12 protein-coding genes and 1 tRNA gene are annotated in these 16,027 nt (G+C 38.0%); 3 read left to right on the top strand and 10 right to left on the bottom strand.

The genetic code is table 11. The annotated features are described in order from the left end of the window. Positions 1-68: 68 nt before the first annotated feature. Positions 69-1,553 carry a T9SS type A sorting domain-containing protein gene (locus LS48_RS05080; protein WP_162266494.1) on the bottom strand — a complete coding sequence of 495 codons (1,485 nt, stop codon included), beginning with the start codon at positions 1,551-1,553 and terminating at the stop codon, positions 69-71. Positions 1,554-1,594: 41 nt separating this feature from the next. Then, positions 1,595-3,085 carry a T9SS type A sorting domain-containing protein gene (locus tag LS48_RS05075; RefSeq protein WP_062620575.1) on the bottom strand — a complete coding sequence of 497 codons (1,491 nt, stop codon included), beginning with the start codon at positions 3,083-3,085 and terminating at the stop codon, positions 1,595-1,597. A 182-nt stretch (positions 3,086-3,267) separates the two neighbouring features. Between LS48_RS05075 and recJ the strand changes: the two genes are divergently transcribed. Next, positions 3,268-4,959: a single-stranded-DNA-specific exonuclease RecJ gene (gene recJ / locus LS48_RS05070; RefSeq protein ID WP_062620711.1), complete on the top strand. Its 1,692-nt coding sequence runs from the start codon at positions 3,268-3,270 to the stop codon at positions 4,957-4,959. A 63-nt stretch (positions 4,960-5,022) separates the two neighbouring features. On the opposite strand, the gene LS48_RS05065 is transcribed toward recJ, so the two are convergent. Together LS48_RS05065 and LS48_RS05060 are read right to left on the bottom strand one after the other, a co-directional pair. Beyond that, entirely contained in the window at positions 5,023-5,784 is a 762-nt protein-coding gene (locus LS48_RS05065; protein WP_062620573.1) for a UDP-2,3-diacylglucosamine diphosphatase, read from the bottom strand. Between the two features lie 26 nt (positions 5,785-5,810). Further along, positions 5,811-6,260 (bottom strand): 6-pyruvoyl trahydropterin synthase family protein, encoded by a 450-nt coding sequence (locus tag LS48_RS05060; protein WP_062620572.1) that lies wholly within the window; start codon positions 6,258-6,260, stop codon positions 5,811-5,813. Positions 6,261-6,450: 190 nt separating this feature from the next. Here LS48_RS05060 and LS48_RS05055 point away from each other — a divergent pair, with 190 nt between their 5' ends. Beyond that, positions 6,451-7,086: a 2OG-Fe(II) oxygenase gene (locus LS48_RS05055; protein ID WP_062620709.1), complete on the top strand. Its 636-nt coding sequence runs from the start codon at positions 6,451-6,453 to the stop codon at positions 7,084-7,086. 135 nt (positions 7,087-7,221) lie between these two features. Here LS48_RS05055 and LS48_RS05050 read toward each other — a convergent pair whose 3' ends face one another. Next, positions 7,222-8,556 (bottom strand): MATE family efflux transporter, encoded by a 1,335-nt coding sequence (locus LS48_RS05050; RefSeq protein ID WP_062620570.1) that lies wholly within the window; start codon positions 8,554-8,556, stop codon positions 7,222-7,224. 149 nt (positions 8,557-8,705) lie between these two features. Here LS48_RS05050 and LS48_RS05045 point away from each other — a divergent pair, with 149 nt between their 5' ends. Then, positions 8,706-9,500, top strand: a complete 795-nt coding sequence (locus tag LS48_RS05045; RefSeq protein WP_062620569.1) for a universal stress protein — start codon at positions 8,706-8,708, stop codon at positions 9,498-9,500. Between the two features lie 35 nt (positions 9,501-9,535). On the opposite strand, the gene LS48_RS05040 is transcribed toward LS48_RS05045, so the two are convergent. The 5 genes from LS48_RS05040 to kbl form a co-directional block, all read right to left on the bottom strand. Then, positions 9,536-9,609, bottom strand: a tRNA-Ala gene (locus LS48_RS05040). A 47-nt stretch (positions 9,610-9,656) separates the two neighbouring features. Beyond that, a complete protein-coding gene (locus LS48_RS05035) occupies positions 9,657-10,496 on the bottom strand; it encodes an alpha/beta hydrolase family protein (protein WP_062620568.1) in 840 nt (279 codons plus the stop codon). Beyond that, positions 10,496-13,225 carry a PD-(D/E)XK nuclease family protein gene (locus LS48_RS05030; RefSeq protein ID WP_062620567.1) on the bottom strand — a complete coding sequence of 910 codons (2,730 nt, stop codon included), beginning with the start codon at positions 13,223-13,225 and terminating at the stop codon, positions 10,496-10,498. The genes LS48_RS05035 and LS48_RS05030 overlap by 1 nt, the downstream gene beginning before the upstream one ends. A 73-nt stretch (positions 13,226-13,298) precedes the next feature. Then, entirely contained in the window at positions 13,299-14,684 is a 1,386-nt protein-coding gene (locus LS48_RS05025) for an OmpA family protein (protein WP_062620566.1), read from the bottom strand. Positions 14,685-14,809: 125 nt separating this feature from the next. After that, on the bottom strand, positions 14,810-16,006 hold the full coding sequence (kbl, locus tag LS48_RS05020) for a glycine C-acetyltransferase (protein WP_062620564.1): 1,197 nt from the start codon (positions 16,004-16,006) through the stop codon (positions 14,810-14,812). Positions 16,007-16,027 lie beyond the last annotated feature (21 nt).

The raw sequence follows: 16,027 nt of genomic DNA, 5'->3' as shown, positions 1-16,027 counted from the left end.
TTCCAAATCACAAACTCCAAATTTCAAAGAAATCGCAAACCTCAAATTCCAAAGAAAATATTTTCACCTTAGTTTTTCAACAAACGAAAAATACTGTTTGAGGTTTTTAAAAAATAAACCCCGCTTTGGGCAGCAGTGAGATTTAGCTGCGATTGCTTTTCGGTCAATTCGCCCGAGGCAATAGTTTTCCCGGCAATGTCAGTTATTTCATATTGTTCATTTTCAGAAAACAGTTCACGTTCAATAGTGAAAATTCCATTTGAGGGGTTTGGGTAAATGGTTGTTTTTTGATTTTTGAAGTTAGGAACACTTAGTTGTGAATTATTAAAACGAGCTACTAAAATATTTTGAGGACCACTTAACGGAGCTGTAATACCAGCACCTACAATCTTTCCATCAGTTTGAACAATGGTTTTACTATCTACAAATTCCAAACCTAAAATGAAAGAATAATCTCTATATCCTCCTGAAAAGTACCGCTTAACATTATATACGCCAAGTTCAAAACAATCAGTAGTGCTACCAATGGCAAGCATTCTTTGATTTTCTTGAATTATTAATTGGGAAATAGAGAATCCTGTCTCGGATAATAATCTCGTTCCATTATTTCCAAAATTTAAATCTGGTTGGCCATCACTTAAGAAACGAATAAAATATTGCTTAAAGAATGGTTCTAATTGCAGAGTACAATAACCGTAACTTCCAGCAATCACTATATTTTGATTATTGGTAAAATCAAAACTTGGATTCCGAAAGTTTACTGCATCAATTGATTCAAGTGACTTGGTGGTTAATCCATTATCTCCAAAATTTATATCTAAATATCCGGTTGGTAAAAATTTCAATAATATTATGTCTGCTGTATAAGAATTAGCTCGAATTCCTGAAACGAAGAAATTATTCTCGGAATCTATTTTTAATTCGCTGATAGTAAAAGATCCTCCTGAAAAGTTAGAAATCGCAATGCCATCTATTCCAAAATTAGGGTCTAAAGTCCCATCCTCAAAATAATGAAAAAAGCCAATTTTATCATTGGCAGTAAGTTTTAAAAATAATAATGAGTTATCTGCTAAGACTAGCATTTTGGCAAAATTTCCATTCGGAATTGTTAGAACCCCATTGGTTCCAAAAGAATTTATCAATTCACCATTTGCGTTATATTTTGCAATTTTATAAGTTTGGCTTTGACTGTTGGAGAATTTGCCTCCGGTTAGAATATTCTGTTCTTCATCAAGAAATAAATTAACGTGTTCACAATAACCTTCAGCATAATCAGCAACTAATATCCCATTGTTTCCAAAAGAACTGTCTAAGCTGCCATCTGGCATATATCTTACCAAATATGGTTTACTAAGATTGTTATTTATTGACGTTATTCCCGAAACAATTAGTTTCTGATCATTTTGTTGAACTACAGATGATAAGAGTTCCTCACTATTCTCAATATCGGTTGTAACCACACCTTCTGTTCCAAATGACAAATCTGGACTACCATCCTGTCCGTAAGTAACAACAGAAATTATTCCCACAATAAAAAGTAAAAGTTTTTTCATAATTTTTAAGTTTTGATGCGTCATTGAAATTATAAGGTAACTCAATTCTTCAGCAATCTGAACACCCCATCAGCGGTTTTCAAAAAATAAACCCCAGCTTGTGCCACAGAAAAATCTATTTGGGTTTGGGTATCATTCAATTCGCCTTTAGCAATAATTTTTCCTGTAATATCTGTTATTTGGAAAGATGTGTTTTCAGAAAACAAATCGCGTTCAATAGTGAAAACTCCATTTGAGGGGTTTGGGTAAATGGTTGTTATTTGATTTTTGAATTCGGGAGTGGACAAAGGAGTATTAATATGGCGTTCCATAATAATATCTTCTTGCCCATTGTACCACGGTGTGCTGGCTAGACATACTATTTTACCGTCTTGTTGGATTAACATATTCGAAACAAAATACTCAGAAGGATTAATTGTAAAATTAAAACCAGTATCTAAATGTCCTCCAAGGTGATACCTGTTAATAAAAAAAGGTCCTCCACCCTCAAAAAAATCTGTAAGCTCCCCAAAAACTAACAATCTTTGGTTCTCTTGAACTTCAATCCTGCTTATTATAAAATTATTCCTGTTCGGATTTATATACCCATTATTGCCAAAAGATGTATCAAAGCTTCCATCAGAAAGGTATCTAGAAATTAAATTGGTGATTATATTAAATTGATAATCAAAAAACGAACTGAGCACTGCAATTTTACCATCATTGTACAAAGCAATATTGCTTGAAGAAAAATCAAGATCATTTACAATAGTTACCATTCCATTGTTGCCAAAAGCAGTGTCCAACACGCCATTGGGCATGTAGCGCAATAATACTTGAGAAGACACTCCATTGTCTTGACTGTTTGCAAGCACCACAATTGTATCGTCTTGAGCCAAAGCTACTTTTAAAGCAGAATTCGATTCATTTCCAACTTCTGTTATAACAACGCCGTTATTCCCAAAGGAAGTATCTAACATTCCATTGGACGTATATTTTTTTAAAGCAACTTTAGAGATTCCGTTATCATAAATTTTACCCACTGCTAAAAGTGAATCATCATCCAGTAATGCTAAGTCTCCTTTATAGATGTTCTCCGGAAATACTATTATTTCACCATTATTGCCAAAACTCGTGTCGATTGAACCGTCGGGTAAAAAACGGTTTACTGCATATTGATAACTAGAATTTAGATTAAATGGTCCCCCAGCAATAATCTTCCCATCATTTTGACTTAATACAATTTCATAATAATCATCCTCATAACCTGACCCACCAAAAATTGCCACGCCATTATTCCCAAAAGAAGTATCTAAATTACCATTAATGCTATATCTAGCAATGGAAGGAAAGGCCTGTCCTTGTATAGTGAATCTACCCGCCACTAAAAGTTTTTCATCCGCTTGCTGCGCTATTGATATTGCATAGTCTGAATCGCCATCAATATCTGTTTGTACAGTCCCGTTATTGCCAAACGAAGTATCTAAACCCCCATCCTGCCCAAAAGACGCAAGCGAAACTATTCCTACAATAAAAAGTAAAAGTGTTTTCATAATCCTAAAATTTTAAGGTTAGCGGGGAGAATATTCCCACAAGATAATAAATTATCAAACACAAAAGGCTCTTAAACTATTGTCATAATTTTGTAATTTTACAGCTCTCCCCTTTATTTAATAATCACAACCAATCCAAATTTTGGAATTTGTAATTTTAATCTTTGGAATTTATGAAGTATATGCGCTGGACCCTAAAACCAAAACCCGACGAAGAAAAATTAAAGTCTCTTTCAAAAGCATTAAAGGTGGAGCCCATAATCGCTTCGCTTTTGGTACAGCGCGGCGTGGAAACTTTTGAGGAAGCCGAGAAATTCTTCCGCCCCAGTTTGGAAAATCTGCACAATCCTTTTTTGATGAAGGATATGGACCAAGCCGTTGCCCGCATTGAAAAAGCAATCGAAAACGAGGAAAACATTTTAATCTACGGCGATTACGATGTAGACGGCACCACGAGTGTGGCATTGCTTTCTTCCTATTTAAAAAGTTATTATCCAAATGTTTCCACATACATTCCAGACCGGTATGACGAAGGTTATGGTATTTCATACAAAGGAATTGATTATGCTCACGACAATGATTTTTCGCTGATTATCGCTTTGGATTGTGGCATAAAAGCCATCGATAAAGTTGCGTATGCTTCCGAAAAAAATATTGATTTTATCATCTGCGACCACCACCGGCCAGGGAAGGAAATTCCAAAAGCAGTTGCGGTGCTGGACCCAAAAAGGGAAGATTGCGAATATCCGTACAAGGAACTCTGCGGGTGCGGCGTTGGTTTTAAATTGATTCAAGGTTTGGCAGAAAAAAGAGGTTTGCAAATTGAAGATTTGCTGCTTTATTTAGATCTCGTAGCCACCGCAATTGCGGCAGATATTGTTCCAATTACGGGCGAAAACAGAATTCTTGCCCATTACGGCCTTAAAGTGATAAACAGCAATCCGCGCACGGGAATTCAAGCCATATTAAAGCAAGTGAAAAAAGAAACCCTCACCATTACCGATGTGGTCTTCATCATCGCTCCACGCATCAACGCGGCTGGACGCATGAAACACGGCAACCACGCTGTTACTTTGCTTACGGAAACCGATTTTGAAAAAGCAGAAAATTATGCTGCCGAAATTGAACAATTCAATAAAGATCGAAGAGATGCCGATAAATTGATTACCGAGGAAGCGCTTCAGCAAATAATTCAAAATAAGGAGGAAGAGCGAAAAACCACAGTTGTTTATCAAGAAAATTGGCACAAAGGCGTTATTGGCATCGTGGCTTCCCGCTTGACGGAAACCTATTATCGACCAACTTTGGTGTTTACAAAAAGTGGTGAAAAGCTTGCCGCTTCTGCCCGTTCGGTTAGTGGATTTGACGTTTACAATGCCTTGGAAAGTTGTTCGCAACACATTGAGCAATTCGGAGGACATATGTATGCCGCGGGATTGACCTTGTTTGAAAAAGATTTTGAAAATTTCAAAAATGCATTTGAACGTGTGGTTTCCGAAACCATCGATCCGCATTTACTCACGCCTGAAATTAAAATAGATGCTGAAATAGATTTGGAAGACATCACTCCGAAATTCTTCCGAATATTAAAACAATTTGCACCCTTCGGCCCAGGAAATATGACTCCAACATTTATGACCCAAAACCTAAAAGACACTGGCTGGGGAAAATGTGTTGGTGAAGACAAAAAGCATCTCCGCGTTGTTGTGAAACAGGGAAATTCAAATCAATTTACTGGAATCGGTTTCGGGCTGGCAGATAAACAGGATATTGCCTGTAACGGAAAACCCTTTAAGGCAGCCTATTGCATTGATGAAAATGAATGGCAGGGAAATGTTAGTCTGCAATTACGGTTAAAGGATATTCGGGAATAATATTTATTTCATTATAGTTGTAGGGACAGAGCATGCCCTGTCCCTACAACCTAAACAATTTAATTATTTTGATTTGAATTGTTTTAATTCAAAATCTTCCCCATCAAAAACGCCGTAGGTATAATGGTTTATCCAATCGCCAAGGTTATAATAGGTTGAATTTTCGCCTACCTTAATTTCCATCGGCAAATGGCGGTGGCCAAAAACAAAGTAATCAAAATGTTTGTTTTCCAGTTTTCGTTTTGAGTATTGCGCAAGCCATTCTTTTTCCTCACCCAAAAATTCTTTGTCCTCATCTCCTGAAATCAATTTGTTTTTTACCGAAAGATGTTGCGCCAAACGCACACCAATATCTGGGTGCAACCATCGAAATAGCCATTTTGAAAACGGATTAATAAAAACCTTTTTCATCCGTTTGTACCCTTTGTCTCCCGGACCTTTCCCGTCGCCGTGGCCGATAAAGAAATGCTTGTTATTAAAAACAAATTCCTTTGGGTCGTGATACACGGGAATGTTCAATTCCTTCTCAAAATAATCGTGCATCCATAAATCATGGTTGCCCACAAAAAAGTGGATTTGAATGCCACTGTCGCGAAGCTCGGCCAGTTTTCCCAAAACGCGCACAAATCCTTTCGGTACCACAGTTCTGTATTCAAACCAAAAGTCGAAAAGGTCGCCAAGTAGGAAAATCACTTCAGCATCGTGCTTAATGCTGTCCAGCCATTTCACAAAAATCTTTTCGCGCGGCAAGCTTTCGGCCTGTGTGGGCGCGCCAAGGTGGTTATCGCTGGAAAAGTATATTTTTTTGCCCTGTGGGATCTGCATATTCAAAGATAGGAAACTGTTTCGGTTTAATTATCCCCCGCAAACCACTCCGCATAACTGCTATCGGTTTCCTGTAGTCGTAAGGAGTGAAGCATTATATTTTTAGGAAGACGTTTTTTTATTTTTTCAGAAAAATCGATCACCATCATCTCGCTGGTGGGTTGATAATCTACCAATAGCACGCTGTGCCCACGATCGCTCAATTCCTTTGCCAATTCAACGTGGGGCGTGTTTTTATTGAAAACGGTAGCGTGGTCAAAAACATCTACAATTTCTTCTTTCACAATTTTTTTTAGGTCGCCAAAATCGATTACCATCCCGAATTTTACGTTATCGTTATCAGAAATCGGGGTGCCGATAACGGTTACCGAAAGCTTATAACTGTGGCCGTGTACATTTCTGCATTTGCCGTCGTAGCCGTAAAGCGCGTGGCCGGTTTCAAAAGAAAAAATCTTGGTAATGCGTATCTGTCTCATTGTATAAAGTTGGGCAACAAAGATACAATTTTATACGCCCACGTTTTAAAATGTGGCTTTTGAAAAAAGTAAGCGTTGTTTTCTCTAAAACCACACGTAGTTTCTTCCTAAAGAAGCTTATCTTTTTAACTGATGAAAAAACCAATCGATTTCTGCACTATATTTGCCCACTTTTTTAAAGAATCCAAAAATGACCGAAGAACTTTTTGAGCAACTGGAATTTTTTGAAAATCCGTTGTTTGAAACTATTATTGACGACTTGCTGCAGCAGCAATACAGTATTGTAAACGACTTTTTTTCTTCGGAAGAAGTGGAAGTTTTACGCAATTCGCTGCTTGCAAAATACGAAGCAGACCGCTTTAAGAAATCTGCTATTGGCAATCGCACCAATGAAGAGATAGATAAAACCGTTCGTGGCGATTTTATTCTTTGGATGGATGAGAAGAATGCAAATGAAGCCGAGCAGATTTTCTTCAAAAAGATAAATGATTTGGTAAATTATCTGAATAAAACCTGTTTTTTGGGGATTCTTCACAAAGAGTTCCATTACGCTGTGTACCCAACCGGAACTTTTTACAAGCGGCATTTGGACACGTTTCAAAATGACGACCGTAGAAAACTTTCCATAGTTTGCTATCTGAACGAAGACAATTGGCTGCGCGAAAATGGCGGTGAGCTTACCATTTATACCGAAAAAGAGGAACTGGATATTTTACCACTTCCCGGGCGCGTAGTAATTTTTGAAAGCCAAGTCTTGGAACACGAAGTGAAAGTAGTAAAGGCCTCTGAGCGTATGAGTATTACCGGTTGGCTTAAAACGCGTTGATTACTTCTTTTTAATTTTATTGTAAGCAACCACTACAATTACTAAAATAGCCAATATTAAAAACAGGCCGGGACCGCCAATAAATTTTAACCAATCCATGCTTTGTGATTTGTTGATTCGTATTTCGTAAAAGTATTAATTTTCAATTAGCGGAATGTATTTTCTTCGGAATTTAATCATCAAGGCAACCGCCCGATACGCCACCCAAACAATAAGCGCCGCCCAAATGCCAATCAAACCCCAATCCATATATTTTGAAAAATAAAGTACGGGGATAAAACCGAAAAGGGTTGCGCCCAACAAAACATTACGCAGATAGCGCATTTCACCCAATCCCTTAAAAATAGAATCGAGCGTAAAGGCAAGTGCATTAAAGGGCAAGCAAAGCAGCACCATAAAGAACATGCCGTAGAAGGTAGTTAGCACAATTTCATCTTTATTAAAAATAAGTCCCAACGGTTTGTAAAATACTATCCCTATCAAAACCAATAGCGCAGCCACGCCCACGTTGTAAAGGTTTACTTTTTTGGTAAGCTTCCAAAGGGAATTAAAATTCCGTTCACCCAAGAGTTTCCCGCCGAGGATATTCCCAGCAGCGCCATACCCATCCAGAAAGAAAGCCGTAAAAATCCAAATATTGAACGCTATGGTATGTGCGGCAATGTACTCTTTTCCCAAATCGGCAGCTTCACGCGTAGCCAATATTAAAGCCGTGTTGAGTGCCACGGAACGCAGAAAGAGATTGAAGCTCATGCTTACCAACCGTTTTATTTCGGGGTGCAACGGAAATTTAAGACGAAGCGTGATTTCAGTCTTCTTCATTAAGAAGATAAAAGCTATTATTGCCATCACCGCTTGCGAAATAAGGCTTGCCCACGCCGCGCCTTTTATTCCCATTGGAGAAATAAAGCCTTCAATACCGTAAACCAAGGCAAAATCCAATGCAATGTTCAGTGCCGCGCCAATGGCGGCAATTATCATAGGCCAAAAGGTATTTTGGAGGCCGCGGAAGAGGCCAAACACCGCAAAGGTGAAGAGCGTAAGCGGAAAACCCCACACCCGGATATTGTAATAATCGATGCTAAATGATAGAATAAGGCCCTCGGCATTTAGGATGCGAAAGATTTCTTCCACAAAAAAATAGGTGGAGAACAATACAATGATGCTCAGTGCAATATTGAAATAAATAGCCTGCGCCGGAAAATTGTGTAAGTCTTTCAGCTTGCCCGCTCCTAAGTTTTGCGAAACAATTGCTGAAATAGCGCTCCGGGTTTGGCCAAGAATCCAGATAAGCGCCGACAGAAATGAGCCTACAATACCTACCGCTGCTAATGATTCAATCCCAAATTCCTTTATATTTCCCACAACAGCAGCATCTGTGGCAGAAAGTACGGGCTCTGCAATCCCTGAAATTATTGCAGGAATGGCGAGTTGTTGAATTCTTTTAAAGGAAATATCGGTTTGTCGCATTTTGGAAAAAGCAAAACTACGGAAAATGCAAAAAGCGAATGAGTTTGTTTCTGCCTAATTGTTTAAATTTGGTTGAAATGTTAAAGCATTATGGATTGAACGATATTTAAAGTTAATTTTGTTTTCAAAATAAGTAGAAGTTACTACCTATGAAAAATATATTAGTACCCGTTGGGTCTTCAGCAAATGCAATCGGTAATTTACAGTATGCCATAGATTTGGCCCAATCAATAAATGCCAACGTATATGTTGCTTCGGTATTTCAAGAACTTTCTAAGGTAGGTGGTCTTTCAAAGGTGAATACCATTTTAAAGGAAGAATCAGAAAACCGTTTAGATGAAGTGCTTTCACAAGTAGATCGAAAAGGAGTGCAAGTTATCGCGCACCCAATAAAAGGAGAGGTTTTGGAAGGAATTTCACGCATTAGCAAACAAGTGCCAATAGATTTGATGGTCCTGGCACCACGTAGTAATTCTATTAAAGAAGAAGTATATCTTGGGAAAACCTCTGGAAAGCTTTTAAAACAGACCAACATTCCTATTTTGGTAGTTCCCGAAGGAGCGAAATTTCAACCGCCAAAAACTATGTTGATGGCTTTTAAAAATGGAAGTTTTGAGCGCGATGAACTTTTGGAACCGGTAAGACAGTTCAAAGAAAGTTTTGGAACCGAAATTAACGTACTTCACGTAGAAACTCCCGAAACTAGTGAGGATATGAAAAATGTAACCGATAATTTAAAAGTTTTACAAGATTCATATACTCAAGTAGAGACAGCAACAACTTTTCAAGCGGTAATTGAATATTTTCAGCAGTTTAATCCTGATGTGCTTTGTGTGATTAGAAGAAAGCGTGGTTTTTTCAAAAAGCTTTGGGAAAAGAATGAAATATATAAAAGAGAATTTCATACCAGCAAACCGCTTTTGGTCTTGCCTGTTCAAGAATAAAACAAAAAACCACCGCGAAAACGGTGGTTTTTTTGTGGAGAATACCGGAGTCGAACCGGTGACCTCTTGCCTGCCAGGCAAGCGCTCTAGCCAGCTGAGCTAATCCCCCAATTGCTGATTAGGATGCCAAAAATAGTAAATTTTTTAATACAAGTTCTATTTTAGAAACTCAATTGTCTTTTCAACAGCTTTTTTTAAATGGTTTGGCAGATTACTTCCTTCAAAGGGATGGCTCGCTCCAAAAACATGGTCGGCTCCATCTATTATTACCAATCCACTTTTTGGATTCCAAGAATGGATTGCTTTTGCTTCTTTTTCGGAAACCGTTGGATCTTCGCTTCCGTGAACAATGAGCTGAGGAATTTTTAAGTTTTTGACAGCACGTTTGATAGAAAAACGCTCCTCGTTCTCCTTAAAATCTTTATAGAACTGAAAGTTGTGAGGCAGCATCTGTTTTGTACGGCTGTTTTCAACGTGAGTCACGCCTGTTTCTTTCCAAGTTTCGAACTCTGCAGTGTTCTCTTGGAATCTTGCTTTAAAATCGCTGACGCTGGCCCAGGTAGTTACTTTATGGATGCGAGTATTTTCTTCAGCTTTTATTAAAACAATTCCGCCCCCTCGGCTGTGGCCAATCAACGAAATGGTTGAAATTTTCCTCGGTAGATTTTCGTTGCCAGCTTCAATTTCATTTAAAATTCTATCCAAGTCTTCCAACTCTAAACTGAAATTATTTTCCGCAAAAGCTTCCAAATCGGGAAAATCTATAGGATTCTCCATGGTACCACCATTATGGGAAAAGTTGAATTTCACAATACAAAAACCCGCTTCTGCAAAGGCTTCGGCTACCAAATGCCACGCTCCCCAGTCTTTAAAACCTTTGTAACCGTGGCAGAAAATAACCATTGGCTGCGGCTTTTCCGTTTCATTGTAGTATACATCATAAAGAATCGGTTTTTTCTTTTCTGAGGAAAGTATTCTGTTTTTATTTTTAATCATTAATCTATTTCTTTTTCGGTGAAAGGAATATTGGGATCGCAAATTTCCAAAATTAATTTCTTCAATTCAACGGTAAAATTTTCCAAGGTATCTTCTGTAATTATTTGGGATTTGTTGCGGCTTCCAGACTTTTCCTTTACTCCAAATTTCAAGAATCCAGCTCCTAAGTTTTTAAACGAAATGATTCCAGCCTCGGCATTGTTTATTGGAATTTCTTTATTCATCATCAATGCATAGGCCAAGACTTGAAAAGCTTTACTAAACTTATAGTCTTTGTTGAGTTCTTCCCAATCAATTATTTCTACATCGCCTTGATTTACCAATCCAGTTTTATAATCAATTATTCTGAGCTGTCCATTGTATTCATCAACCCGATCTACCTTTCCGTGTATTTTTACAGGGAAATCAAGTTCTGGAATGGGAATTTCCAAAGTAAGATTGCTCTCAATATTGATGATCTTTATAGTATTTCCAGATTGGATATCGGCAATTTCCCGATCTATAAAATTTGAAATGTAGCGCTTTGCAACTTCAAAAATGATGAGATTTTTTCCTTTGGAAAATGTTCCGCCTTTAAAAGTTTTTTTGAATTGTGAAGTTACTTCTTCGTGAATTTGCCCCTTCATATTCTGGAGGTCTTGGATCCTAAGTACGCAATCTTCAAAGGGTTGATAAAATTTTTCCAAAGTATCGTGAACTATCGTTCCCAACGTATTTGCGGCTACAGTTTCCTCCACTTCCTCCAGTTCATTTAGCTTTAAAATTTTCTGAAAATAAAAATCCAACGGATTGCGGATATAGCTGGTCAAGGCAGAGGGCGAAAACCCTTTTTTTGCAATGTCACGTAAAAGCTGCATCACTGCATCAGTCTTTTCTATCTGCTTTAAAGGTTTTTTTTCAATTTGAACTTTTGGAGCGAGCACTTTCTTTTCGATTGTATGGTTTGGATGTTTTTCAATTTCCAGTTGCCGAATAAAACGGCTCTTTTCACCTGTATTTATCCCTTCGGAATGGTTGTTATAGAGCAATGTCACACTTTTTGCCCGGTGCAACAATCTATAAAAGTGATAGGTATAAATCGCATCCTTTTCGGTAAAAAGTGGCAAGCTGAATTGTTGTTTCAAATCGTAGGTAATAAAAGATGCATTCGACTTTCCGGAAGGGAAAATACCCTCGTTTACTGAGGTTATAATCACGTTTTCAAAATCGAGTACCCGCGTTTCCAAAACCCCCATTATCTGCAACCCATAATACGCATCGCCCTCAAAATCCAAAGATGTTGTAGCTGTAAGTTCTGAAAAAAGTGTGTTTACGCTTTTGATGGATTTTAAATGTGGGTATTTTTGGTTAAGGGCGTCGATTTCACTAAAAACAGTATGTAGTTGTTGTAGGACTACGCTTTCAATGGTTGTGGATGAATGTTTTTTTCGAAGTTCCTCAATAATTTCTAAAGACGATTTTATGGCTGTATGGCTAGTGTTTTTCCAATTCTTAAAAAGAAGCTCGAGCATATCATTTTTCGAAGAATCTGAAAGCGCCATCAAATCTAAAAAGGATATATGCGTAATGTTTTCATTCGTTATATTTTGAGCAATAGTATCAAACTCAGTAACTAAGTTTTTTCCCACAGGATGATTTAAAAGTGATAAAACATCTTTGTAATAAAGCATTTCCGTATCACGGGTGTGAATAGCAAAAAGCTTTTCAAAAAAAACAACCGCTGGAAATTGTTTTAAAGGCACCCCCATGGTGAGGTTCAGGTTTTTCACGTTTTCCGGTAACGAATACAGCAAAGGGACCAATAGATTTTCATCGCCTAGCACCACTGCTGTTTTATTTATTTCATCATCAGAAAGTGTTGAGAGCAATTCACCAACATACTTTGCTTGTCCAATGTTTTTTTGGACCTCTATAAATTGAAATTTTTTTGGTTTTTCATAATTTTGAGCGATGAACTTTGGTGTTTTCTGCTGAAAATATTTCCATTCTTTTATATATTTTCTTATGAAATGAGACGCGCTGTGTTTTGAATCTTCATAAAATGTGCGATCAGCATCCCAATAAACCATTGTAGTTTCGGTTTCCAACAATTCTTGTATAATATGCTGCTCGGCTGTGTTTAAAGCATTAAAACCGATGAAGACGTGTGTCTTATTTTTGTTGGCAGTAATATAATGTTCAATATTTGCCGAGGCCTCACGGTAAACCATTCCTTGATACCCAATTTGCTCTTTTAGCAGAAGCGATTGAATATTTTCATAAAAGGCTGGAAGGCTTTCCCAAAATTGCAAATAGTTGTTTATCAATTCTGTCTTTTCTTCCTTTACGCCCCATCTTTCAAGAGTTTTTATACTAGCCAGATAACTGAAAAATTGTGTCGGTTCAACGAGGTATCGATCTATTTCATTAAAATCATTTAAAAGTGTGGTTGCCCAGGTTGAATAGGTTTCAAAATCTTCCTTTTCCGTTATTGAATCAGTCTTTAGATATGCTTCATAGCTTTTAAAGAGAAGTTCAGCATTGTTTATGATTTTTAAGTTGGAAAGCTCTTCAATAAATTCTTCAATACTGCAAATTAGCGGAGCAAAAAAAGTGGCAGCAGTATTCTTTTTCAATTCGTTCAAAAGAAAGCCACCAGCCCGTTTGCTTGGCAATATAAAAGTAATATCCGAAATATCAGGAAGGCTATTCTTAACATCGGTTAAGGCGTCTTGAAGAAATGTTACCATAGCCTAAAAATAAGAAACGCCTCCGAAAATCGGAGGCGTTTCAAAATTATTTATTAAAACTTATCTGTTGAAATTATTTTTTTAAAGAAATCTCAACACGACGGTTTTGTTGTCTACCAGCTGCAGTATTGTTAGTTGCAATTGGTCTTTCTTCACCGTAACCTTCAGAAGTTAATCTGTTACCGTCCATACCAATAGTAGTTAAGTAATCCTTAACAGAAGCAGCTCTTTCTTTAGAAAGCTTCATATTGTATGCATCACTACCACGGCTGTCAGTGTGACCTTCTACGTGGAAAGTAGTGTTTGGATATTCTTTCATAATATCAGCAATGCTCTGAAGTGCTGCATAAGACTCTTTTCTTATAGAAGACTTATCGTAGTCAAACAAAATAGTTTTAGAGTACTCGTTCAATTGCTTGATAACTTCTACAGAAACTTCTGGACAACCTTTGTTTGCTACAGTACCAGCAACATCTGGACACTGATCGTCTTTGTCAAGAACACCGTCGCCATCTCTGTCTTGGTAAGGGCAACCGTTGTTAGCCTTTGGACCAGCTTCGTTAGGACAAGCATCATCTTTATCAGCGATACCGTCACCGTCTGCATCTGGGCAACCGTTAAGAGCAGCTAGACCAGCTACTGTAGGACACTCATCCTGTGGATCAGCGATTCCATCACCGTCAGTATCAGGACATCCGTTGAATTCAGCTAGACCTGGAGTGTTAGGGCAAGCATCATTTCTATCTTCGATTCCGTCACCGTCTGTATCAGGACATCCGTTGAATTCAGGAAGACCCGGAGTTTCTGGACACTCATCATCTTTATCATAGATTCCGTCACCGTCTGTATCTTTTCCACCAAACTGGAATACGATTCCAGCAGAATGTTGGAAGTGAGTAATTCCATAAGAATCCTCAAATGCATGCTTATAAGTAGATTGAAGGTTAAGAGCTAAGTAATCGTTGAACCAAAACTTAACACCAGCAAGCGCGTTAGCAGTACCAAAGCCGATATTATCAACCCAAGTATAACCACCACCAATACCAATAGATGGGTCAAACCATCCACCGCCTAGTGCATTTTTGAAGCTGTACTTAACCTCTCCATCTGCACTGTAGTAGCTAAGGTCATCAGCAGGAAGATCGCCTAATTTGTCGATTCTGTTAATAGAACCTGCTGCAGTGAATACAAAACCACTACCAATGTATCTGCTAATAGCTAGCCTAGAAACTGATGGAAGAATGTTCCAGTGGTCATTTGCATTAAAATACTCGTCAAAGATATCCCCTCTAGCAGCAGCTGGGATACGTACTTGATCCTCATTAAGTCCGGCTGAATAAACGTCAACAGCGTTTACACCAACCTCAACAGCCCAAGGATTGTTTTCGTCTTGCGCGTTCGCCACCCCGATTCCCATAAATAGGATAGCAGCAACTAATAATCTGTTAAGATGTTTCATATTCGATTGTTTAATTTTTAAGTGTTAATTAAGAGCAAAAGTAAGTTGTTAAATTTTATAAACAAAAGCAAATCTAATAAAATTTTCCTAAAGTCGTTGCTATTGATACGTAAATAAAGGATTTACTAGTCAATAACCCCCAATTTTTGTCCAATCTTAATAAACGCATTTATGGCTTTGTCCAAATGCGCTTTACTGTGGGCTGCTGAAAGCTGCACACGGATTCGTGCCTTGCCTTTCGGCACAACGGGAAAAAAGAATCCTATAACATATATTCCCTCTTCCAAAAGCATATCTGCCATTTGCTGAGATAGTTTGGCATCATACAACATTACTGGTACTATAGCAGAATCACCATCAATAATATCAAATCCTGCTTCTTTCATTCCTTTTTTGAAATAAGCCGTATTTTCTGCCAGCTTATCTCTTAGGGAAGTATTACTTGAAAGCATATCAAACACCTTAATAGATGCTCCAACAATTGCAGGCGCCAATGAGTTTGAAAACAAATAAGGACGGGAACGCTGGCGAAGCATTTCAATAATTTCTTTTTTGCCAGTTGTATAACCGCCCATGGCACCACCCAAAGCTTTTCCAAGTGTTCCGGTAATAATATCTATTCTGCCCATTACACCTTTCTCTTCCAAGGTCCCTCTTCCGGTATCACCTATAAATCCAGCGGCATGACATTCATCAATCATTACCATGGCATCATATTTATCAGCCAAATCACAAATTTTATCAAGCGGGGCTACCAAACCGTCCATCGAAAATACACCGTCCGTAACTATAATTTTAAATCTGGCACCTTTTTCATTAGCGGCAATTAGTTGCTTTTCCAAATCTTCCATATTGCTATTCTCATAACGGTAGCGGGCTGCTTTGCACAACCGAACCCCATCTATTATAGAAGCGTGGTTCAACGAATCTGAGATAATTGCGTCTTCAGCGCCCAAAAGGGGTTCAAAAACACCTCCGTTGGCATCAAAAGCAGCTGCATATAATATAGTATCTTCAGTTTCGTAAAAATCGGCTATTTTCTTCTCCAGCTCTTTATGGATGTCCTGTGTTCCGCAAATAAAACGAACTGACGACATTCCAAAACCGTGAGTGTCCATCGCATCTTTTGCTGCTTGGATCACCTCTTTATTTGAAGAAAGGCCTAAATAATTATTCGCACAAAAATTGATAACCTTCTCACCCGTTGATATAGTGATTTCAGCATCTTGTGGCGAAGTAATGATACGCTCTTTTTTATAAAGTCCGTTGTCCTTTATTTCTTCAAGTTCTTTCTCTAGATGTTCCTTTATTTTTCCGTACATAATTAAACTTTGTTTAAAGTT

Origin of the sequence: Aequorivita aquimaris, from assembly GCF_001573155.1 — a bacterium.
In the GTDB taxonomy this organism is placed as follows: Bacteria; Bacteroidota; Bacteroidia; order Flavobacteriales; family Flavobacteriaceae; genus Aequorivita; species Aequorivita aquimaris.
The sequence above is the reverse complement of the archived record's forward strand: the minus strand, read 5'-3'. Positions and strand labels throughout refer to the sequence as shown.